At 60.1% G+C, this 20787-nt stretch carries 15 protein-coding genes; 9 read left to right on the forward strand and 6 right to left on the reverse strand.

What is annotated here, in order from left to right; translation table 11 throughout:
- The first annotated feature begins 92 nt into the window (after positions 1 to 92).
- The gene (locus tag ACPYOP_RS01580; protein WP_481408636.1) at positions 93 to 437 is read left to right on the forward strand and encodes a BP74-related protein; all 345 of its coding nucleotides are present in this window, start codon (positions 93 to 95) and stop codon (positions 435 to 437) included.
- Between the two features lie 182 nt (positions 438 to 619).
- On the opposite strand, the gene ACPYOP_RS01585 is transcribed toward ACPYOP_RS01580, so the two are convergent.
- From ACPYOP_RS01585 to ACPYOP_RS01600, 4 genes are all read right to left on the reverse strand, one after another.
- Complete coding sequence (locus ACPYOP_RS01585; RefSeq protein ID WP_481408637.1) at positions 620 to 1591, reverse strand: ABC transporter permease; 972 nt, start codon at positions 1589 to 1591, stop codon at positions 620 to 622.
- Positions 1592 to 1625: 34 nt separating this feature from the next.
- Positions 1626 to 3176: a sugar ABC transporter ATP-binding protein gene (locus tag ACPYOP_RS01590; protein ID WP_481408638.1), complete on the reverse strand. Its 1551-nt coding sequence runs from the start codon at positions 3174 to 3176 to the stop codon at positions 1626 to 1628.
- A 94-nt stretch (positions 3177 to 3270) separates the two neighbouring features.
- Positions 3271 to 4260, reverse strand: coding sequence for a substrate-binding domain-containing protein (locus ACPYOP_RS01595; protein ID WP_481408639.1), 990 nt, complete (start codon positions 4258 to 4260; stop codon positions 3271 to 3273).
- A gap of 175 nt (positions 4261 to 4435) precedes the next feature.
- Positions 4436 to 5455, reverse strand: coding sequence for an aldo/keto reductase (locus tag ACPYOP_RS01600; protein ID WP_481408640.1), 1020 nt, complete (start codon positions 5453 to 5455; stop codon positions 4436 to 4438).
- Positions 5456 to 5701: 246 nt separating this feature from the next.
- Here ACPYOP_RS01600 and ACPYOP_RS01605 point away from each other — a divergent pair, with 246 nt between their 5' ends.
- Positions 5702 to 6613: a GntR family transcriptional regulator gene (locus ACPYOP_RS01605; protein WP_481408641.1), complete on the forward strand. Its 912-nt coding sequence runs from the start codon at positions 5702 to 5704 to the stop codon at positions 6611 to 6613.
- A 21-nt stretch (positions 6614 to 6634) separates the two neighbouring features.
- Here the strand turns inward: ACPYOP_RS01605 and ACPYOP_RS01610 are convergent, their stop codons facing one another.
- Both ACPYOP_RS01610 and ACPYOP_RS01615 read right to left on the reverse strand, forming a co-directional pair.
- Positions 6635 to 8878, reverse strand: coding sequence for a glycoside hydrolase family 2 protein (locus tag ACPYOP_RS01610; protein WP_481408642.1), 2244 nt, complete (start codon positions 8876 to 8878; stop codon positions 6635 to 6637).
- A gap of 214 nt (positions 8879 to 9092) precedes the next feature.
- Positions 9093 to 9962: an AraC family transcriptional regulator gene (locus ACPYOP_RS01615; protein WP_481408643.1), complete on the reverse strand. Its 870-nt coding sequence runs from the start codon at positions 9960 to 9962 to the stop codon at positions 9093 to 9095.
- A 244-nt stretch (positions 9963 to 10206) separates the two neighbouring features.
- On the opposite strand from ACPYOP_RS01615, the gene melA (ACPYOP_RS01620) reads away from it, so the two are divergent.
- From melA (ACPYOP_RS01620) to ACPYOP_RS01650, 7 genes are all read left to right on the forward strand, one after another.
- On the forward strand, positions 10207 to 11673 hold the full coding sequence (gene melA, locus ACPYOP_RS01620; protein ID WP_481408644.1) for an alpha-galactosidase: 1467 nt from the start codon (positions 10207 to 10209) through the stop codon (positions 11671 to 11673).
- Positions 11674 to 11806: 133 nt separating this feature from the next.
- Positions 11807 to 13894, forward strand: a complete 2088-nt coding sequence (locus ACPYOP_RS01625) for an ABC transporter substrate-binding protein (RefSeq protein WP_481408645.1) — start codon at positions 11807 to 11809, stop codon at positions 13892 to 13894.
- A gap of 158 nt (positions 13895 to 14052) precedes the next feature.
- On the forward strand, positions 14053 to 15063 hold the full coding sequence (locus ACPYOP_RS01630) for an ABC transporter permease (RefSeq protein WP_481408646.1): 1011 nt from the start codon (positions 14053 to 14055) through the stop codon (positions 15061 to 15063).
- Positions 15063 to 16190, forward strand: coding sequence for an ABC transporter permease (locus ACPYOP_RS01635; protein WP_481408647.1), 1128 nt, complete (start codon positions 15063 to 15065; stop codon positions 16188 to 16190). The genes ACPYOP_RS01630 and ACPYOP_RS01635 overlap by 1 nt, the downstream gene beginning before the upstream one ends.
- A gap of 13 nt (positions 16191 to 16203) precedes the next feature.
- Positions 16204 to 17874 (forward strand): ABC transporter ATP-binding protein, encoded by a 1671-nt coding sequence (locus ACPYOP_RS01640; protein WP_481408648.1) that lies wholly within the window; start codon positions 16204 to 16206, stop codon positions 17872 to 17874.
- 18 nt (positions 17875 to 17892) lie between these two features.
- On the forward strand, positions 17893 to 19263 hold the full coding sequence (gene melA, locus ACPYOP_RS01645; RefSeq protein WP_481408649.1) for an alpha-galactosidase: 1371 nt from the start codon (positions 17893 to 17895) through the stop codon (positions 19261 to 19263).
- Positions 19264 to 19443: 180 nt separating this feature from the next.
- Positions 19444 to 20586, forward strand: coding sequence for a fumarylacetoacetate hydrolase family protein (locus ACPYOP_RS01650; RefSeq protein ID WP_481408650.1), 1143 nt, complete (start codon positions 19444 to 19446; stop codon positions 20584 to 20586).
- The last annotated feature ends 201 nt before the right edge of the window (positions 20587 to 20787 follow it).

The following is a 20787-nucleotide window of genomic DNA, read 5'->3' on the forward strand; positions in this document are numbered from 1 at the left end:
TTTAGAGAAAACTAATTTTCACAAGGCTTCCGCAAATGGAAGCTCATCAATCAGATCCTGCCTTATTTCAATTTTCAACATGGAGGAAATTCATGCCGTTTTTCGCCTTGACCCAGCCGTCGTCCCCAGGCGTGGAATTTATTTTCGAACTGACGGATGACGAGCGGATCGCACAGGCCCGGAAGATCCTTTCCGGCGAGGAAAAGAACCAGATTCACGTTCATGGCCGGATCATCAAGCGAAAGCAGCCCTACAACCCGCGCTTCAATTTCTATCTGGACCCGCAGACGATCGACTTCTTCGAAGTAGCAATAGAGGTCTGCGATGCGGATATGAACTATGTCGAGGACCATCTCGATGAAGCCGGTGGCGCATTCCTGCCCGGAGCACATTGGTGCCCGTGGACTTCGAAAGTCGCCCGCGAAGTCCTACCTTAACCATAGGGACGGGGCGACAATCGGGCGGTTGCTTTCCGCTCGATTGTCGCTTCATGCCTGGCCATGCCCCTAGAGCGTGATGCCGAAAAGTGTAGGCGGTTTTCGGACGACATCACGCTCTATTTCTTTGATTCTAGAGCGGATTCAGATTTTAGGTCGAATGGACCTAAAATCATCCGGCTCTAGAGGCGACGGCGCCGCAGCTGATCGAAGTAGACGATGACGATGATCAGGGCGCCGGTGATGATGCGCTGCCAGAAGGAATTCAGGTTCAAGAGATTGGCACCGTTGTTGATGGTCGCCAGGATGAATGCGCCGATCAGCGGGCCATAGACGGAGCCGACCGCGCCGAACAGGCTGGTTCCGCCGATGACAGACGAGGCGATCGCCTGCAGCTCCCAGCCATCTGCCTGGGTGGCATTACCGATGGCGATGCGCGAGGCAAGCAGAACACCGACAAAGGCGGCGCAGGTTCCCGACAGTATATAGGCGAGATAGATCATCCAGTTGACGTTGACGCCGGAAAGCCGGGCCGCTTCACGATTGGAGCCGACGGCGAAAAGGTAACGGCCCCAGCGGCTCAGATGCAGGAAAATGACGGCTGGAATCGCCACCAGGATCACCATCCAGAACAGGCTTGGAATCCCTAAGAAGTCTGAAACGGCGAAATTGGAGAAATCGTCATTGACGATATTGATCGTCGAACCATTGGTGATCAGCAGGCCAATGCCGCGCAGCGACGTCAGTGTCGCCAGTGTAATGATGAAGGGCGGCAAGCCCATGCGCACGATGCCGAAGCCGTGGAACGCCCCGATCAGGACGCCGAACATCAGGGTAATAAGGATCGCGGCCCACACCGGAAACCCGGCCTGGAGCAGCCAGGCGATGATGACGGTGCAAAAGCCGACGATCGCGCCGACCGAAAGGTCGATGCCCGCCGTGATAATGACGAAGGTCTGGCCGAGAGCAAGAATGGCCGTCATCGAGCCCTGACGCATCAGATTGGTGATGTTGAGCGGCGTCCAGAACTTGTCGGTCCAGAAGCCCAGGAGGACCCAGAGCGCCAGCAGGAGCAGGATCAGCGTCAAGCTGAAGAGGATGTTCATCTTGCGCCGAGGCGCGACCGTCGGGCCTTCTGTTGTATTCGCGGCCATTTTTTTGTTCTCCCTCTTTCGAGTTGTTTGTTGTTCAGACGCCGATCGCCTCGCCGAGGACTTCCTCATGCGTTGCCGCATGGAAATCATGGCTGGCGACCAGCTGGCCCTGGCGGAAAACGTGCAGGCGATCGGCGAGCTCGTAGACCTCGGGCAGATAGGATGAGATGACGATGATGCCGGCACCATCGCGAAGCAGCTTGGCGAACAACCGATAGATCTCGGCCTTGGTCCCGACATCGACGCCGACCGTCGGCTCATCGAAAATAAAGAGCTTGGCGCCATGGCTCAGCCATTTGCCGATGACCACCTTCTGCTGATTGCCGCCCGACATGGCCGAGACCAGAACCCGCCGGCTCGGCGTCTTGATGCTGAGATCGCGGATCTGCTTATCGGCGTTCGCGGCCTCGCTCTTGTTGTTGATGATCGGACCACGGCTCAGCCGCCTGAACACCGGCAGATTGATATTGAGCCCGATCGGCAGGTTGAGGCAGAGCCCCTGATCGCGCCGGCTTTCCGGCGCAAGCGCGATGCCGAGGTCCATCGCATCACGTTCGTTGCGGATTTCGACCTTGCGGCCCTGCCAATGGATTTCCCCGGCAGAGAGCGGCTGACGCCCGTAAAGACCGAGAGCGAATTCGCTGCGGCCGGCACCGATCAGCCCGTAAAGACCGACGATCTCGCCGGCACGAACGCTCAGCGAAACATTCTCGAAACCGGGGCCGGAAAGGCCGCGCGTCTCGAGGATGGTATCGCCGATCGGAATCTCTTCCTTGTGGTAGATCTGCTCGATGGAACGATTGATCATCAGCTTGATCAACTCGTCCTCATTGGTTTCGGCAATCGCGCGGGTGCCGACATGCGTGCCGTCGCGCAGCACGGAGACCCGATCGGCGAGTTCGAACACCTCTTCCATGCGATGGCTGATATAGACGATCGTCACGCCATCACCCTGCAGCCGGCGGATCAGCTTGAACAACTGCGCCGATTCCTGGCGGGTGAGATAGGCGGTCGGCTCGTCGAAAATCAGGAACTGCGTGCCGCGCATCGCGGCTCTCGCGGTCGCGACCAGCTGCTGCTGGCCAATCGTGAGCGAGCCCAACAGTTCGCCGGCCGGCAGTCCGAAACCGAGATCGTCGAGCACGGTCTGCGCCAGGGCCACCATCTGCCTCTTGCGCATCAGGCCGAAACGATTGACCTCGTCGCCGAGGAAAAGATTGGCGGCAACAGTCAGATGCGGGCAGAGCACCACTTCCTGATGCACGGCATTGATACCGCGAGCGATCGCCTCATTGGGCGTTGCGAGCGCAACGGGGTGGCCGCACCAGAAGATTTCGCCAGACGTCCTCGTGATCACACCGGTCAGGAGCTTGATGAGCGTCGATTTGCCGGCACCGTTTTCGCCGACGATCGCATGAATCTCTCCGGCCAGAAACGTAACGGTCGCGGGCTTCAGCGCCTCGACAAAGCCATAGCGCTTCTGCAGCCCTTTAAGTTCAAGGATGGGCGAGCCCGCCGGAATGCGGTTTGCTTCCGTTTTGACGGTATCATCGTGCCGATGACTGATTTCTTCAAGGCTCGTCATGACGTCTCCTCCCTCTTACATTCCCGCGCGACCGCCTCGGGGGAAGCGGCCAGACGAAAAGGCCGCGCCCGATCCCTCGAGCGCGGCCTCGAGCTTACTTGACCTTCGGATTCAACAGGGCGTCGATCTTCGGATCGCTCATGTTCGCCTTGGTGACGAGGTTGGCGCCGGTATCGACATTGGCCGCAACCTTTTCCTTCTTGGACGCGGCAAGCGCCGTCTTGATGCCGTCATAGCCCATGCGATAGGGGTCCTGCACCACGAGACCGGCAAGAACGCCGGACTTCAGGAAGCCGACGGTCTTGTCGTCATTGTCAAAGCCGATGACCTTGATCTTGTCGCCGAGCTTATTTTCGGCGATGGCCTGGCCGACGCCCTGGGCCATGATCAGGTTGGAGGCAAAGACGCCGACGAGCTTCGGATTGGCCGTGATCAGGTCGGTCATGATGTTGAGGCCGGTGGTCGCCTGACCATCGGCATACTTGTCAGCAACGACCTTGAGACCCGGATATTTGCTCTTGACCTCCTCCAGGAAGCCCTGACGACGCTGATCGAGAGAACCGACGCCCGGCAGGCTGGTGATGATGGCGATCTCACCTTCTTCCTTGCCGGTCATGCCCTTGATTGCGGCGGCGAGACCATCGGCGGCAATGCGGCCGCCCTGGGTGTTGTCGGTGGTCAGGAACGAGACGAAGGACTTGGAATCGGCTCCGGAGTCGATGCCGACGACCGGCACGGACTTGGCGGCTTGATCCACGGGCTTGCCGAGAGCCTTGAACTCGGTCGGCGAGATGACCACAGCGGCCGGCTTGCCGGCAACGGCGTTTTCGAGAATGCTGATCTGACCGTTAATGTCGGATTCCGATTGAGCGCCGAGCTCCGGCACCTTCACGCCGAGATCCTTGCCTGCCTGGCGAGCGCCGGCAAGAACGATCTGCCAGTAGAAGGATGTCGTATCCTTGACGATGATCGGGATGGTCACGTCGGCCGCGAAGGACTGCATGGGCATCGCCATGGCGATGACGGCAGCACCGGCAAGGCCGGCAAAGCTGCGGCGGGACAAAAGTGACTTGGCAATTTTCATCTGCTTCTCCTCTCAACGCGCTCTCTCTCCTGCACACCTGCCGCTGAACGCTTACGGCTGGTATCGCGACGCCTTGCGGCGTCACGCATCGCGCGGCGGAAAAGCCACCGACGCGAAAACAGGCTTTCCTCCTCTACGAAGCCGCCTCTCTCGACGGCTCGAAGCTACCAATCTGCTAGACTCGGACCGCCTCGTCTCCCAACGGCGATGCCACGAGCGTCAATCCTTCGAACTCTGCATAGAAACTGTCGGGAAGCCGAGGCTCCACGAGCTGCATATTGCGGACAAGACTTTCCGGCCTCGCCGTGCCGATCAGCACCGAAGCCACGCAGGGACTGCGCAGCGGGAACTGAAGCGCCGGCTGGGCAAGCGGGACACCATGCTTGCGGGCGATCTCTTCCATAGCCCCAACCTTGGCCAGGATATCCGACGTTGCCGGCAGATAGTCGAAATGCGCGTCGGGCACGGGACCTGTCGCCAGAATGCCGGAGTTGAAGACACCGCCGACGACCAGCGATGTTCCTTTTTTCTCGCAAAGCGGCAACAGCTCGGCAACGGCGGAGCGGTCCAGCAGCGTATAGCGACCGGCAAGCAGAATGCAGTCGATATCGGCCGCATGCATCACATCCAGGCAGACCGGCACTTCGTTGACACCAAGACCATAAGCCTTGATCACGCCGGATGATTTCAGCTCCTCTAGAGCCTTCAACCCGGATCCCAGGAGCTGCCCGAGGTAGCGCTCGTTGAGCGCCTTGCCATGGGTATAGCCGCCGATATCGTGGACATAGAGAATATCGATGCGATTGAGGCCGAGGCGAGCATAGCTGAACTCGACCGAGCGCATGATGCCGTCATAGGAATAATCATAGTCGGCATCGAAGGGCAGCGGGTCGACATAGCCGTAATTCGGCACCTTGTCGCTCGGCACTGGCCGCATGAGGCGGCCGACCTTGGTCGACAGCACATAACTGTCTTCCGGCTGACCGCGCAGAAAGTCGCCGACATAGCGCTCGCCAAGGCCGAAGCCATACCAGGGTGCCGCATCGAAATAGCGGATGCCGCTATCCCAGGCCGCCTGCAAGGTCTTCATCGCCTGATCGCGAGGGCAGGCACGATAGAGGCCGCCCAGCGCCGCGGCGCCGAAGCTGATCTCCGTGACCTCAAGGCCCGTCCTGCCGATTGTTCTTTTCTGCATCACCTCTCCCTTGTGATGACGGTCATTTCAATTTCGGTGGCGTTAACGGAAGCTCTCGACATCCATCGCCATTGATTTTGTTTTTTATCTACAATAAACATTTTGGTGTCAACGAGGAAATCATGGTGACCGTCACGGGAGATGGCGGAAACAGTGGTTTCGACATAACTCCTGCAATTGACTGCCATCGGGACATGGTCCAGACAGCGCCGCCGGCAAAGAGCGGCGACGAGACGCGAGGGGGAAATGGCAAGGCAAAACACGCTCTTCAAAGAGGCCTATAATCGCTATGCGGCCCGCCTGAAGCTCGATACCGAGCTACCGAGCGAGCCTGAAATCGCAGCCGAACTCGGCGTCAGCCGCAGCACGGCGCGGGCGATCCTCATGCGTCTAAACGACGCCGGCATCATTCTGTGGAACAAGCGGCAGAAGACGGTGCTGCGCCTGCCGACCGAGGCCGATTTCTTCCCCAAGGAAGAAACCGATTCACTGCACGACATCATCGAGCGCAGCTTCATGGTGCGCATCATGTCCGACGACGCGCAACCCGGCATGCAGATCAACGAGCTGGAACTGGCGCGCGAAATCGGCACCGGCACCTCTGTTGTCCGTGAATTTCTTATCCGTTTCAGTCGCTTCGGCCTGATTGAGAAGCGGCCGAACAGCCATTGGATTCTCAAGGGCTTCACCAGCGAATTCGCGCTCGAGCTTGCCGATGTGCGGGAAATGTTCGAGCTGCATTCCGCGGCCGAATTCGGCCGCCTGCCTGCCAATCATCGCGCCTGGGAGGATCTCAAGGAAATCGAGCAAGAACACCACGAGCTGCTCAAGGATTTCGATGCGCATTACCGCGATTTCTCGCGCCTGGACGAAAAATTTCACCTTCTCATCCATCGCGCCTCGAAGAACCGCTTCATCACCGAGTTCTACGATGTCATCGCCATCATTTTTCATTATCACTATCAGTGGAACAAGGCTTTCGCGCGCGACCGCAACGCCCGCGCCGTAGCGGAGCATCTCGACTATATCGAAGCGCTGCAATCGCGCGACCAGCAAAGGATCGATGCCGCCTGCCGCCAGCATCTCGCCTCGGCACGGCAGACGCTGCTGCAGTCTATCCCGCAAATCCCGGGAGAAATCGCCGGCTCCGCCGCGTGATGACAGGAGCCGGCCGGTCGCTTATTTCGCGGTAAAGCTCAGGCTTTGGCTGGCAAAGCGCGGTGAGGCAACCTCGAGCTTGATAGCGCCTGCCTTGCCCGTCGCCTGCAGCCAAAAGCCCGTGGATCCCCCTTGGAATGCCACCGTTTCCGGCCCGATAACCCTCGCCGGGCCTTCGACCTTGATCGTGATGGCCTCATTGAGGAAAGACAGACGCGAGCCGGCCTGATCGAGCGCACGCACGATGACACGCACCGTGTCGCGCTCGCCTGCGCGCAAGGTATCGGCATCGGCCTCCACCTGAAGCGACGTCGGAAGCGGATTGGCGACCATATGCTGCTCGACGACCTTTCTGCCGCCGATATAGCCGGTGAAATACACGTCTTCCCATTCCATCCCCCATACGCCGAGCTCGTCCGGCGTGAAGGAACGGTGATCGAAGACGACGGGAGGATGCGGCAGGTGCGGGAATGTCTCACGGTCCGGGCCGAGGCGCTTGGTCAGCGAGCCGTAACGCAGCTCGACCTCGTCGCAATTGGTAAGCACGATCAGCGGCAGGGCACCGCCGATATTGCGCTCGCCGCGTGCCCAGATCGTCACCGGCTTCACGACGATCTCTTCGGACGGTTCGCACTGGCTGGCATAGACGTAAGCGGCGAATTTCGGCTCGCGGAACATGTCCATGACGCCATGGTAGCAGATCCGGTCGCCCGAGCCGAAATCGCTGTGCGTATTGTAATCGAACATGCACCATCCGATGGCGCCGGATATCGACGGATCGCCGTAGGCGGCATTCAGGACCTCCAGATGCCGGCGCACATGCTCAGCCTGGCGCTGCTCCTGATCGTAGATTTTCGTCGGATACATATGGCCGCCGAATTCGGTGATCAGATAAGGCACGTCCTTGGAAAGACCGGTGTTTTCCTGCTGCGGCCTCAGCGGCGTGCGCGGCCGGTTGGCGCCCGGCAGCTCCTCGTTGCCGAGGATGAAATCATTCATCGTGTAGACGTCCTCGAGCAGCTCGCTCTCGGTAATATAGCGAACGCCGCCGGTCTGGCGGGTCGGATCGAGTTCGCGCGCCAACCGGTTCGTTTCGGCGTAGAAATCATGCGAATCCTGGGATTCGTTGATGCGCACGCCCCAGATGACGATCGAGGGATGGTTCCAATCGCGCTCGATCATGCGGCGCACGTTGCGGATCGATTCCTGCTGCCATTCCTCATCGCCGATATGCTGCCAGCCGGGAATTTCTTCGAAGACCAGAAGGCCGATGCGGTCGCAATGGTCGAGGAACCACTTCGACTGGGGATAATGCGAGGTGCGCACGATGTTGCATTTCAGCGTGCGCTTCATGATTTCGGCGTCACGCTCCTGGGCTGAACGGCCCATCGCGTAACCGACATAGGGAAAGGCCTGATGACGGTTGAGGCCGCGCAGCTTCAACTTCCTGCCGTTCAGCAGAAAACCTTCGGCGGTAAAGCTCGCTGTGCGGAAGCCGAACGCCGTGGCGTGACGATCCGTCCCGTGATCACTTACAAGCTCCACCTCGGCGGAATAGAGAGCGGGATTATCGAGATCCCAAAGCGAGATTCCTGCAAGGCCATCAAAGCTGAGCATCACGCTCTCGCCGGAGGTGCCAGCCTGCCCCGAAGCGATGGCCGCGCCATCGGCGGACCGCAGGGTAACGGTCACCGTGCCCTTTAAAACGAGATTTTGCGGATTGGAGATATCGCAGCGTACGGTCGCGGATTTGAGATCGGAAAGGGCATTGCCAGTCTCGACCTTGATGTTGGAAACCGAGACGGGATCGGTCAGCTTCAACCAGACATCGCGATAGATGCCGGCATAGGTCAGGTAATCGATCCGGCCGCCGAAAGGCGGGATCTGCGGGTTCTCGCTGCCGTCGATCTTGACCGTGATCAGGTTCTCGCCCTGACGCAGGCGGCCGGTCAGGCGCGCCGCGAAGGGCGTATAGCCATCCTTGTGGGCAATAATCTCCTCACCGTTCAGATAAACGACGGCATCGGCCATGGCCGCATCGAAGATCAGCGATACCTCGCGCCCGGCGAATGCCTCCTCCCAATTCACTATCTTCTGATAGGTGAAGGCGCGCTGATAGGATTTCTCGTCGAAATAGTTGAAGGGCAGTTCGACAGCCGTATGCGGCAGCGTGACGCTTTCCCCTTCCTGCGGGCGGCCGACATCTGCGGGCGAAAATCCCTCATGAAACGTCCAGGATTCGTTGAAGGCGACAACAGAACGCATATTCAATCCTATCGATTAAGCCCGTCGCATCGGGGGACGAACAGATATTGCTTGGAAATCAGGCGCGCGGCGAGGAAGGCACAAGCGCCGCGGGGCGATATGTATACAGGCTCGCCACCGAGGCGCAATGCGACCGGTTGGCGGATTTCGATTTTCCTGAGGTCGATATTCCCCGGCAGGCAAACGAAGGCGGCGTCAGCCGCCTCGCAATGACCTATCGGTTTCGCCCGTTCTTCGCCTCCTCGACCGGGCTGCGCACCGCGGCATACATGCCGGTAGTGCGGAACTCCGTTGGATTGATGCCGTAGATGCGGCGAAACACCTTGGAAAAATAATTGGCATCATCGAAGCCCGTCATGATCGCCACCTCCTTGACGGGAATGAACGCGGCCTTCGTCAGCAGTTTCGCCGCCCGCTGCATGCGCTGCTGCAGCACGAATTCCGCCGGCGGCAGGCCTTCGCTTTCGGCAAAGACCCGCGAGAAATGCGCGCGGCTGAGGCCGCTCACCTTCGCCAACTCATCGACGGGAAGCGGCTTGTCGAGATTGGCATCGATATGGTCGATGACGATCTGCATGACGGAGCGGTCGGCGGCAAAGGCGTGCGAGCCGAAGACGTCGTCATAAAGCACCATGGCCGCCTCATAGGCGATGGCGGAAGCCGAGGCGGGCGTCGTGGCGCCATTGACGAGCCGCAGGCCGCAATCGGCCAGTTGATCGATGGTCGCCTGCTGCAGCTTCAACACGGGGCCGGCGGCGGCCAAGATCAGCCGATGGATGCGCAATGCCTCCTCGCCATTCATCGAGATCCAGAAATATTCCCAGCGTTCCCCCTTCTCCAGCCAGTAGCGATGATTGTGCGGCACGAGCACCAGCAGCGTATCGCCTGCATTCACACGATAGTTGCGGTTTTCATAGCGCAATCGACCGGTGCCGCTGATCGTGTGCTGAAGTACGGTGAACGGCGTCTGGCCGCGCCGGCGGCCGTCCCAATCATAGGGTTCGTCGTGTCGGATTTCGTATCCGGCGCTGGTCGGCATGGCATGCAGCCGGTGGCGGCCGCGCGGCAGCGAAACCGTCCGCATAACCTGTCCGTTATCGATCAATTTGTGCAGCACAAAATTACCCTTGAAAGCATAATAGTTCTCTGTTCGGCTGGGTGATTATAGGCATAATCCCGCTCAGAAAACAGCGCTTGACCGCCGTTGAGGATCGGCGATTGGAGAAAAAGCCACAATTTCGGCCTGTTTCGCAACTGTTGCGATCATAGGGCGAAATGTCGTTTTCTTCCCTGCGGCTGCTCGTTCTACCGACTTGAAGGTGAGGATCATGAGTTTCAAAATCGCTATTATCGGCGCCGGCAGCGTCGGCTTCACGAAAAAGCTGTTTACCGACATTCTCTGCGTGCCGGAATTCCGCGACGTCGAGTTCGCGCTGACGGATCTGAGTGAGCACAATCTGACGATGATCAAGGCGATCCTCGACCGGATCGTCGAGGCCAACAAGCTGCCGACGCGCGTCACCGCCACAACGGATCGCCGCAAGGCGCTGGAAGGCGCGCGCTACGTCATCAGCTGTGTGCGCGTCGGCGGACTGGAGGCCTATGCCGAGGATATCCGCATTCCGCTGAAATACGGCATCGACCAGTGCGTCGGCGATACCATCTGTGCCGGCGGCATTCTCTATGGCCAGCGCAACATCCCGGTCATTCTCGATTTCTGCAAGGATATCCGCGAGGTCGCCGAGAGCGGTGCCAAGTTCCTGAACTATGCCAACCCGATGGCGATGAACACTTGGGCGGCCATCGAATACGGCAAGGTCGACACGATCGGGCTCTGCCACGGTGTCCAGCACGGCGCCGAACAGATCGCCGAAGTGCTCGGCGCCAAGGACAAGCGCGAACTCGACTATATCTGCTCGGGCATCAACCACCAGACATGGTTCGTCGACCTGCGTCTCAACGGCCGCAAGATCGGCAAGGACGAGCTGATCGCGGCCTTCGAGGCACATCCGGTCTATTCGCAGCAGGAAAAGCTGCGCATCGACGTGCTGAAGCGTTTCGGCGTCTATTCGACCGAGAGCAACGGTCACCTGTCCGAATATCTGCCCTGGTATCGCAAGCGTCCCGACGAGATCAACAAGTGGATCGATATGTCGGACTGGATCCATGGCGAGACCGGCGGCTACCTGCGCCACTCCACCGAGACGCGCAACTGGTTCGAGACCGAATTCCAACAGATCCTCGACGGCGCCTCGCAGCCCATCGACCCTGCCCGTCGCTCCAACGAACACGCCAGTCATATTCTCGAAGCGCTGGAAACCAACCGCGTCTATCGCGGCCATTTCAACGTCAAGAACAATGGCGTCATCACCAACCTGCCAAGCGACGCCATCATCGAGTCGCCAGGCTTCGTCGATCGCTTCGGCATCAACATGGTGGCGGGCATCACGCTGCCGGAGGCGTGTGCGGCCACCTGCATTTCCTCCATCAACGTCCAGCGCATGTCGGTCCATGCCGCCATCAGCGGCGATATCGACCTCTTGAAGCTTGCCGTTCTGCACGACCCGCTGGTCGGTGCGATCGCCACACCGGAGGAGGTCTGGCAGATGGTCGACGAAATGGTCGTCGCCGAGGCACGCTGGCTGCCGCAATACGCACATGCCGTGGATGAGGCGAAGGAGCGCCTGTCGCGCGGAAAGGTCAAGACGCGCGATTGGAAGGGTGCGGCAAGCCGCAATGTCCGTTCGATCGAGGAGTTGCGGGTAGAGAAAGCCGCGCTGAAGCAGGCCGGCTGACGAACACGCAGATCGGAAGATAAGGACCATGGCGAGATTTCAGGGGAGATCCCGCCATGGCAACCCTCTTCCGTTTCAATGGAGGAACGCGAGGCCTCAAACGGAACACTCGCGATTTGGGAGAGAGAACAAGATGAGACATTTTCGACCGATCGGCCTTCTGGCCGCATTGACGATTGCCACATCCGCGATCGCCATAAGCGCCTACGCGGCCGAACCGACAGTGCCGCCCGTTCCACCGGTCTTCCCGGCGGAAGGAAAGATCAAATATGTCGAGCGCAACTCCATTCTGGAATTCAAGGCGCTGCCGGAATATCACGAGCCCGCCTGGGTGACGGAGAAGTTCGTCAAGACCGGCAAGCTGCCTGATGTCAAGGATCGCCTGCCGAAGGAGCCGCTTGTTTTCAAGACCGGCAATATGCCTGACGGCATCGGCGTCTATGGCGACACGCTGCGTCATGTCATCGGCGGCCGCCCTGAGGGCTGGAACTATGGCGCCGGTCAGACCCAGGGCTGGGGCGGCATTGATATCGCCCTTTCGGAATGCCTGACGCGCACGGCTCCTCTCTTCCAGGTGGAAGCCAAGGATACCGAACCGCTGCCGAACCTCGCCAAGAGCTGGGAATGGTCGCCGGACGGCCACAAGCTTACCATGCACCTGATCGAAGGCGCGAAATGGTCCGATGGCGTGCCCTTCAACGCCGACGACATCATGTTCTACTGGGATGACGAGGTCATCGACCCGAATGTCTCGCCGCTTGGCGGCGGTGCATCGCCGGAGGCGTTCGGCGAGGGAACGACGCTGAAGAAGATCGACGATTACACGGTCGAATGGACCTTCAAGGACGCATTCCCGAAGCAATATCTCTACACGATGGCCTATCCCAGCTTCTGCCCGGGGCCGTCGCATATCCTGAAGCCGCAGCACCCGAAATATTCCAAGAATACCTACGATCAGTTCAAGAACGCCTTCCCGCCGGAATATATGAACATGCCGGTTATGGGTGGCTGGGTGCCGGTCGAATATCGTTCCGACGATATCATCGTCATGCGCCGCAATCCCTATTACTGGAAGGTCGACGAGAAGGGCAATCAGCTGCCTTACCTCAATGAGCTGCATTACAAACTCTCGACCTGGGCAGACCGCGATGTGCAGGCGGTTGCCGGCTCGGGCGACCTGTCGAACCTCGAGCAGCCGGAAAACTTCGTTGCCTCGCTGAAGCGCGCCGCACAGCCGGATGCCCCGGCTCGCCTCGCCTTCGGTCCCCGCCTCATCGGCTATAACCTGCAGATGAACTTCTCCGGCAATGGCTGGGGCAATCCGGACGACCGTGCGCAGGCAGTGCGCGACCTGAACCGCAACGAGGATTTCCGCAAGGCCGTGACCATGGCGCTCGATCGCAAGGCGCTCGGGGAATCGCTGGTCAAGGGACCGTTCACGGCGATCTATCCGGGCGGCCTGTCTTCCGGCAGCAGCTTTTATGATCGCAACTCCACCGTCTATTACCCGTTCGATTTGACTGCTGCGAAGGCCGAACTCGCAAAGGCTGGGCTGAAGGACACCGACGGCGACGGCATCGTCAACTTCCCGGCCGGCGTCAACGGCGGCAAGGATGTGGAAATCACCCTTCTCGTCAGCAGCGACTATACCACCGACAAGAGCCTTGCCGAGGGCGTCGTCAGCCAGATGGAAAAGCTCGGACTGCGGGTCATCATCAACGCGCTGGTCGGTCCCAAGCGCGACGATGCTAACTACAGCGGCCGCTTCGACTGGATGGTGCGACGCAACACCACCGAGCTTGCCTCGGTCGTGCAGAACACCGAGCAGCTCGCGCCGGTCGGCCCGCGCACGAGCTGGAACCACCGTGCCCCGGAAAGCGGCCAACTGGATCTGATGCCCTTCGAAAAGGATATGGTCGATATCATCGGCAAGTTCATCACCTCGAAGGACAATGACGAGCGCGTGGCTCTGATGAAGCAGTTCCAGAAGATCTCGACCGGGCATCTCTACAATATCGGCCTGACCGAGTATCCGGGCGCGCTCATCATCAACAAGCGCTTTTCCAACGTTCCTCCGGGTACGCCGATCTTCCTGTTCAACTGGGCCGAAGATTCCATCATCCGCGAACGGCTTTGGGTGGCGGCGGACAAGCAGGGCAAATACGAGCTGTTCCCCCAGGAACTGCCGGGCGCCCCGGGCAGCGCCGGCCCGATCAAATAAGGTTCCAACCGACCCCATGGCAGCCGGCATGACGCCGGCTGCCATGGAAACCTGAAGCATTCCAGCGATCAGCATCGCCGGGCAAACATGAACCGCTGGCGCATATCGTCCTCACCGGATCGAGATTGTCGACAGCATCAAGAGAAGCGAACCGTCCGATGTTACGATTCCTGCTCGTTCGCATAGCGTCCGCTATTCCCGTGCTCCTGATCCTGAGCGTGGTGACTTTCGCCATCATACAGGCACCGCCGGGCGACTATGCCGATTACATCCGCTCGCAGCTGATAAACCAAGGCGGCGCGTCTTTCGAACAGGCCGATGCGCAGGCGCAGGCCTACCGCCGCGAACATGGCTTGGATAAGCCGATGGTCGTCCAGTATTTCAACTGGATCGGCGGCATCGTCACCAAGGGCGATTTCGGCTACAGCATGGTCTACAACAAGCCGGTGGCCGACGTCGTCGGCGAGCGCCTGCCGCGCACCCTCGCATTGGCGCTGGTGTGCCACATCCTGGCATCCATTCTCGGCATCGGTTTCGGCATCTGGGCCGCAACGCGGCAATATAGCTGGATCGACAATCTGCTCGCCGGCATCTCCTTCCTCGGCATGACCGTGCCGCGCTTCCTGATGGCGCTGATCATCGTCTATCTTCTCGTCTTCCAGCTCAACGTTTCGGAGATCGGCAGCTTCTTCTCGCCGCAATATGGCGGTGCGCCCTGGTCCTGGGCCAAATTCGCCGATCTGGTCAAGCATGTCTGGCCGGTCGTCGCGATCGCCACGTTTGGCGGCCTCGCCTACAATATGCGCATCATGCGCGGCAACCTGCTCGACACGCTGAATGCCCAATATGTGGAAACGGCGCGCGCCAAGGGCCTTTCCGGCGGCGCCGTCGTCATGCGCCATGCCGTGCCGAATGCGCTGCATCCCTTGATCATGTATCAGGGCGTGGTCCTGCCCTATATGCTGACCGGCGAAATCGAGACCGCGATCATCTTCACGCTGCCGACCGTTGGACCGGCGATCGTCGGCTCGATGGCGGTCGGCGACGTCTATGTGACCGCAACCTTCATGATGGTGCTTTCGGCAACCCTCATCATCGGCAACATCATCGCCGATATGTTGCTTGCCCTGCTCGATCCGCGCGTGCGTCAACAAGGAGGGATCCACTGATGCTGGCCTTCAGCAACTCCCCGCCCCTGCCCGAAGAAAAGATCAAGCAGAAGAGCGGCAACGAGAGCTACATCGCGCTGGTCTGGCGTCGCCTGAAGCGTTCCTGGACGGGTATGGGCGGCCTCACCCTCGTTGTTCTGCTCCTGTTGATGGCGGTCTTTGCCGAATTCGTCGCACCGCTCGATCCGAAGGCGACCGATACCGGCTTCGCGCCGCCGCAGATCATCAGCTTTCACGACAAGGACGGCAATTTCGTCTTCCAGCCTCGGGTCTACGCCCTCGCCGAGACCAGCGACCTCGATCCCGTAACCTTCCAGCCGATCGTCGGCCCGGATTACGACCATCCCCGCCTGCTCGGCTTTTTTGTCAAGGGCGACCCCTACCGTCTTTTCGGGCTGATACCCGGCAACCGGCATCTCTTCGGCGCCACCGACGGCGGCCTCGTCCATTTCCTCGGCACGGATAAATTCGGCCGGGATGTGCTCTCGCGCGCCATTTACGGCTCGCGCATCTCTTTGATGATCGCGTTGACGGTCGTTGCCATCGTCACCGTCGTCGGTACGGCGGTCGGCATGATATCGGGCTATTTCGGCGGCACGCTCGATGCCTGGATCCAGCGTTTCGTCGAAGTGGTACTGGCCTTTCCGCAGCTGCCGCTCTACCTGGCGCTGACCTCGCTGATCCCCGTGACGGCACCGACCAACGTATTCCTCGCCTTCGTCATCATCGTCATGTCGGCGCTCGGCTGGGCGCAGATGTCGCGGGAGGTTCGCGGCAAGACGCTGGCGCTGGCACGGATCGATTACGTCCGTGCGGCCATGGCGGTCGGCGCGAGTGACTGGCGCATCATCCTGCAGCATATTTTCCCGAACGTCATGAGCCATGTGATCGTGACCGTGACGCTTGCGATCCCGAGCGTGGTGCTGCTGGAATCTTTCCTCGGCTTCTTAGGCTTTGCCGTCAAACCGCCGCTGATCTCCTGGGGCCTGATGCTGCAGGATACGTCGACCTATTCGGTCATCGGCTCCTACCCCTGGATACTCACCCCCGTCGCCTTCGTTCTCGTCACCGTCTTCGCCTTCAATGCCCTTGGTGACGGCCTGCGCGACGCGATCGATCCCTATTGAGAGGAGAACGGATATGGCTCTTGCACTCGTCAATTCCTTCGCTCCCGACACGCGGCTCGATGCCGCGAACAAGACAGCTTCGCCCGTCATCGACGCCCGCAACATTGCCGTCAAGTTCAAGGTCGAGGACGGCATGGTCGATGCCGTCAAGGACATCACCTTCCAGCTTTATCGCGGGGAGACCATTGCCATCGTCGGCGAATCCGGCTCGGGAAAATCGGTAACGGCCCGCACCGTTATGGGCCTGCTGACCAAACGCGCCGTCGTCTCCGACAAGTCCGCCGTCCATTACGACGGCAAGAACGTGCTGAAATTCTCCGAGCGCGCGCGCCGGCAGCTGCGCGGTGACCGCATCTCGATGATCTTCCAGGAGCCGATGAGCTCGCTCAATCCGATCTACACCATCGGCAGCCAGATCGTCGAAGCGATCCGTGTCCATCGCAGGGTGAGCCGCCGCGATGCCGAGAAGCGAGCTCTCGACCTGTTGAAGCAGGTGCAGATTCCCGATCCCGAAGCGCGGCTGAAGCAATATCCGCATCAGCTCTCCGGTGGTCAGCGCCAGCGCGTCATGATCGCCATGGCGCTTGCCAACGATCCGGACGTGCTGATCGCCGACGAACCGACGACCGCGCTGGACGTCACCGTGCAGGCGCAGATCCTGAACCTCATTCGCAACCTGCAGAAACAGCTCGGCATGGCGGTGATCCTGATCACCCATGACCTGACGGTCGTGCGCCAGTTCTCCGACTATGTCTATGTGATGCAGAATGGCGAAATGCGCGAGCACAACACGACCGAAGCGCTCTTCGCAAATCCGCAGCATCCCTACACGCAGCATCTGTTGACATCGGAGCCGCGCGGGCAGGCAAAGCCGCTGCCGCCGAACTGCGATACCGTCCTCGAAGGCAAATCCGTCAAGGTGGCGTTCATGCTGCGCCACGGCAGCTTCTTTAAGCCCGACATGCGCGAGCTCGTCGCCGTCGACAGCCTCAATATCGAGCTGCGCCGACACGAAACGCTCGGTCTGGTCGGTGAATCCGGCTCCGGCAAGACCACTTTCGGGCAGGCGCTGCTGCGCCTGATCGATGCCGATGGCGGCGAGATTTTCTTCGACGGGCAGCCGATCCATGGGTGCTCGCGCGCTGAAATGCGGCCATTGCGCTCGCGCATGCAGATCGTCTTTCAGGACCCGTTCTCGTCGCTCAATCCGCGCATGACCATCGGCCAGATCATTTCCGAGGGGCTGGTGGTCAACAATCTCGGCGCAAACAGGGCCGAGCGGCTGGAGCGCGTCAAGGAGGCGCTCGTCAGCGCCGGCATGCCGGCCAACATTCTCTCGCGCTTCCCGCATGAGTTTTCCGGCGGCCAGCGCCAGCGCATTGCGATTGCCCGCGCCATCGCGCTCGAACCGGAATTCATCCTTCTCGACGAGCCGACCTCCGCGCTCGATCTTTCTGTTCAGGCCCAGATCATCGACCTCCTGCGCAAACTGCAGGACGAGAAAGGTCTGAGCTACCTATTCATTTCCCACGACCTCAAGGTCGTCCGCGCCCTTTGCCATCGCGTCATCGTCATGCAGCACGGCAAGATCATGGAGGAAGGGCCGGTCGAAGAGGTTCTGTCGCATCCCAAGACCGCTTACACCGAACGCCTTGTCAGAGCGGCGTTCGAGGTGGCTTCATAGCATCCAGGAGATTTTGAAATGACAGGCACTCCCAAGATCACATTCATCGGAGCCGGTTCGACCGTCTTCATGAAGAATATCATCGGCGACGTCTTGCAGCGTCCGGCACTTGCCGGCGCCAGGATCGCGCTGATGGACATCAATCCGCAACGGCTGGACGAGAGCGCCATCGTTGCCCGCAAGCTCGCCTCGACGCTTGGCGCTCCGGCCACGGTCGAAACCTTTACGGACCAGCGCAAGGCGCTTGACGGCGCACACTTCGTCGTCGTCGCCTTCCAGATCGGCGGCTACGAGCCTTGCACCGTCACCGATTTCGAAGTGCCGAAGAAATATGGTCTGCGCCAGACGATCGCCGACACGCTCGGCGTGGGCGGCATCATGCGCGGCCTGCGCACGGTTCCGCATCTGTGGAAGATCTGCGAGGACATGCTCGCCGTCTGCCCGAACGCGATCATGCTGCAATATGTAAACCCGATGGCGATCAATACCTGGGCGATCGGCGAGAAATACCCCACGATCAAGCAGGTCGGCCTTTGCCACTCCGTGCAGGGCACGGCGATGGAACTGGCGCACGATCTCGATATTCCCTATGAGGAAATCCGCTATCGCTCGGCCGGCATCAACCACATGGCCTTCTATCTCGAATTCGAGCACCGCCAGCCAGATGGTTCCTACCGCAATCTCTATCCAGATCTCGTCCGTGCCTATCGCGAGGGGCGTGCGCCGAAGCCCGGCTGGAATGCGCGCTGCCCGAACAAGGTGCGCTATGAGATGCTGACCCGGCTCGGCTATTTCGTCACCGAAAGCTCCGAGCACTTCGCCGAATACACACCCTACTTCATCAAGGAAGGCCGTGAGGACCTGATCGAGAAATTCGGTATTCCGCTCGACGAATATCCGAAGCGCTGCATCGAGCAGGTAGCGCGCTGGAAAAGCCAGGCGGAGGAATATCGCACGGCCGAGAAGATCGAGGTCAAGCAATCGAAGGAATATGCTTCCTCGATCATCAATTCGGTCTGGACCGGCGAACCTTCCGTCATTTACGGCAACGTCCGCAACAATGGCTGCATCACATCGCTGCCGTTCAATTGCGCGGCGGAAGTCGCCTGCCTCGTCGACGCCTCCGGCATCCAGCCGACCTATGTCGGCGACCTGCCGCCGCAGCTGACGGCCCTCATCCGCACGAACATCAACGTGCAGGAGTTGACTGTCAAAGCGCTGATGACCGAGAACCGCGAGCACATCTATCACGCCGCGATGATGGACCCGCACACGGCAGCCGAGCTCGATCTCGACCAGATCTGGTCGCTGGTTGACGAACTGCTCGTCGCTCATGGCGATTGGCTGCCCGAATGGGCGCGCGGCAATCGCAAGGTTCAGGCCGCCTAAAGCCTTTCTCTCCCGGCTTGCGGCCCAAAAGGCCCCGCGGCACTGCCGTGGGGCCTTGCATTTTTACCGCGCCGGAGAAAATGAAAATCCAAAACGCTGGCGAATGTCGCATCGATAACCGATGGCAAAGCAAATTCGCCTGGGTTAGAAAACACTCGCAGTTTGGAGGAGACGAACGATATGACGAGCTCAGATACATTCACAACCGGAACATTCGTCGGCCGCATCTGGCGCCCGGATGTGCAAGGCCCTGCCCTCGTCACCGTTCGGAACGGCACGCTCTACGACATCACGTCGAAGGATGCACCGACCATGCGCGACCTACTGGAAAGGGACGATCCGGTTGCCTTCGTTCGCGCGCAGAAAGGCGAAGCCATCGCCGAGCTCAGCGACTTGCTGGCCGTCAAGGCCGATCTTTCGTCCGTCCATCTTCTCGCGCCCATCGATCTGCAGGCGATCAAGGCCTGCGGCGTCACCTTTGCCCGCTCGATGCTGGAGCGCGTCATCGAGGAGCGCGCGGCCGGCAATCCAGACCTTGCCGAATCGATCCGCGGCAAGGTGACCGCGCTGATCGGCGACAGCCTGCGCAACCTGAAAGCCGGATCTCCCGAGGCGGCCAAGGTCAAGGCGGCGCTGATCGAGGAAGGTGTGTGGTCGCAATATCTCGAAGTCGGTATCGGGCCGGACGCGGAGGTCTTTTCGAAATCGCAGGTCATGTCCTCGGTCGGGCAAGGCGCGGATGTCGGCCTGCATCCGATCTCCAAATGGAACAATCCCGAGCCGGAAATCGTGCTTGCCGTCGACAGCCGGGGCCGTGTGAAGGGCGCCACCCTCGGCAACGACGTCAATCTGCGCGATGTCGAGGGCCGGTCTGCGCTATTGCTCGGCAAGGCGAAGGACAACAATGCTTCCTGCTCGATCGGCCCCTTCATCCGCCTGTTCGACGAGACCTACGGCCTGGACGACGTGCGCAGCGCCGATCTCGACCTGAAGGTCGAAGGCGAAGACGGCTACGTGCTGCATGGGCGCTCATCGATGAAGGAAATCAGCCGCGATCCCCTCGACCTCGTCTCCCAGACCATCGGCCGCCATCATCAATATCCGGACGGCTTCGTGCTGTTCATGGGAACGCTTTTTGCCCCCGTCGAAGACCGCGATACGCCCGGGCAAGGCTTCACCCACAAGGTCGGCGACATCGTCACCATCTCCAACAACAAGCTCGGATCGCTTAGCAACCGCGTGCTGCTGTCGACCGAATGCGCGCCATGGACGTTCGGAACCTCGCATCTGATGCGCAACCTCGCCAAGCGAGGATTTATCTGAGGCCTCGAATAAATCCGGATTTGCAGCGGTTCGGCTCTTCTCGCAAATCCGGCCCATGCCGTGGATCAGCCCACGGCATGGGCAAAGACTTCAGCGGTAGAACAGATACTTGATCAGCGCCGCTATCGCCAAAACGACGACGACGATGCCGAGCAGGCCCGCGAGGCCCATGCCCCACATCATGCCGCTGCCCATCATATC

The organism is Rhizobium sp. KNZ2-6A, from assembly GCF_056755475.1.

Coding starts and splice junctions, on each gene's coding strand:
- ACPYOP_RS01580 (WP_481408636.1), top strand. CDS start 93: ATGCCGTTTTTCGCCTTGACCCAGCCGTCGTCCCCAGGCGTGGAATTT.
- melA (WP_481408644.1), top strand. CDS start 10,207: ATGAGTTTCAAAATCGCTATTATCGGCGCCGGCAGCGTCGGCTTCACG.
- ACPYOP_RS01650 (WP_481408650.1), top strand. CDS start 19,444: ATGACGAGCTCAGATACATTCACAACCGGAACATTCGTCGGCCGCATC.
- ACPYOP_RS01640 (WP_481408648.1), top strand. CDS start 16,204: ATGGCTCTTGCACTCGTCAATTCCTTCGCTCCCGACACGCGGCTCGAT.
- ACPYOP_RS01625 (WP_481408645.1), top strand. CDS start 11,807: ATGAGACATTTTCGACCGATCGGCCTTCTGGCCGCATTGACGATTGCC.
- ACPYOP_RS01595 (WP_481408639.1), bottom strand. CDS start 4,260: ATGAAAATTGCCAAGTCACTTTTGTCCCGCCGCAGCTTTGCCGGCCTT.
- ACPYOP_RS01605 (WP_481408641.1), top strand. CDS start 5,702: ATGGCAAGGCAAAACACGCTCTTCAAAGAGGCCTATAATCGCTATGCG.
- ACPYOP_RS01585 (WP_481408637.1), bottom strand. CDS start 1,591: ATGGCCGCGAATACAACAGAAGGCCCGACGGTCGCGCCTCGGCGCAAG.
- ACPYOP_RS01600 (WP_481408640.1), bottom strand. CDS start 5,455: ATGCAGAAAAGAACAATCGGCAGGACGGGCCTTGAGGTCACGGAGATC.
- ACPYOP_RS01635 (WP_481408647.1), top strand. CDS start 15,063: ATGCTGGCCTTCAGCAACTCCCCGCCCCTGCCCGAAGAAAAGATCAAG.
- ACPYOP_RS01610 (WP_481408642.1), bottom strand. CDS start 8,878: ATGCGTTCTGTTGTCGCCTTCAACGAATCCTGGACGTTTCATGAGGGA.
- melA (WP_481408649.1), top strand. CDS start 17,893: ATGACAGGCACTCCCAAGATCACATTCATCGGAGCCGGTTCGACCGTC.
- ACPYOP_RS01630 (WP_481408646.1), top strand. CDS start 14,053: ATGTTACGATTCCTGCTCGTTCGCATAGCGTCCGCTATTCCCGTGCTC.
- ACPYOP_RS01615 (WP_481408643.1), bottom strand. CDS start 9,962: ATGCGGACGGTTTCGCTGCCGCGCGGCCGCCACCGGCTGCATGCCATG.
- ACPYOP_RS01590 (WP_481408638.1), bottom strand. CDS start 3,176: ATGACGAGCCTTGAAGAAATCAGTCATCGGCACGATGATACCGTCAAA.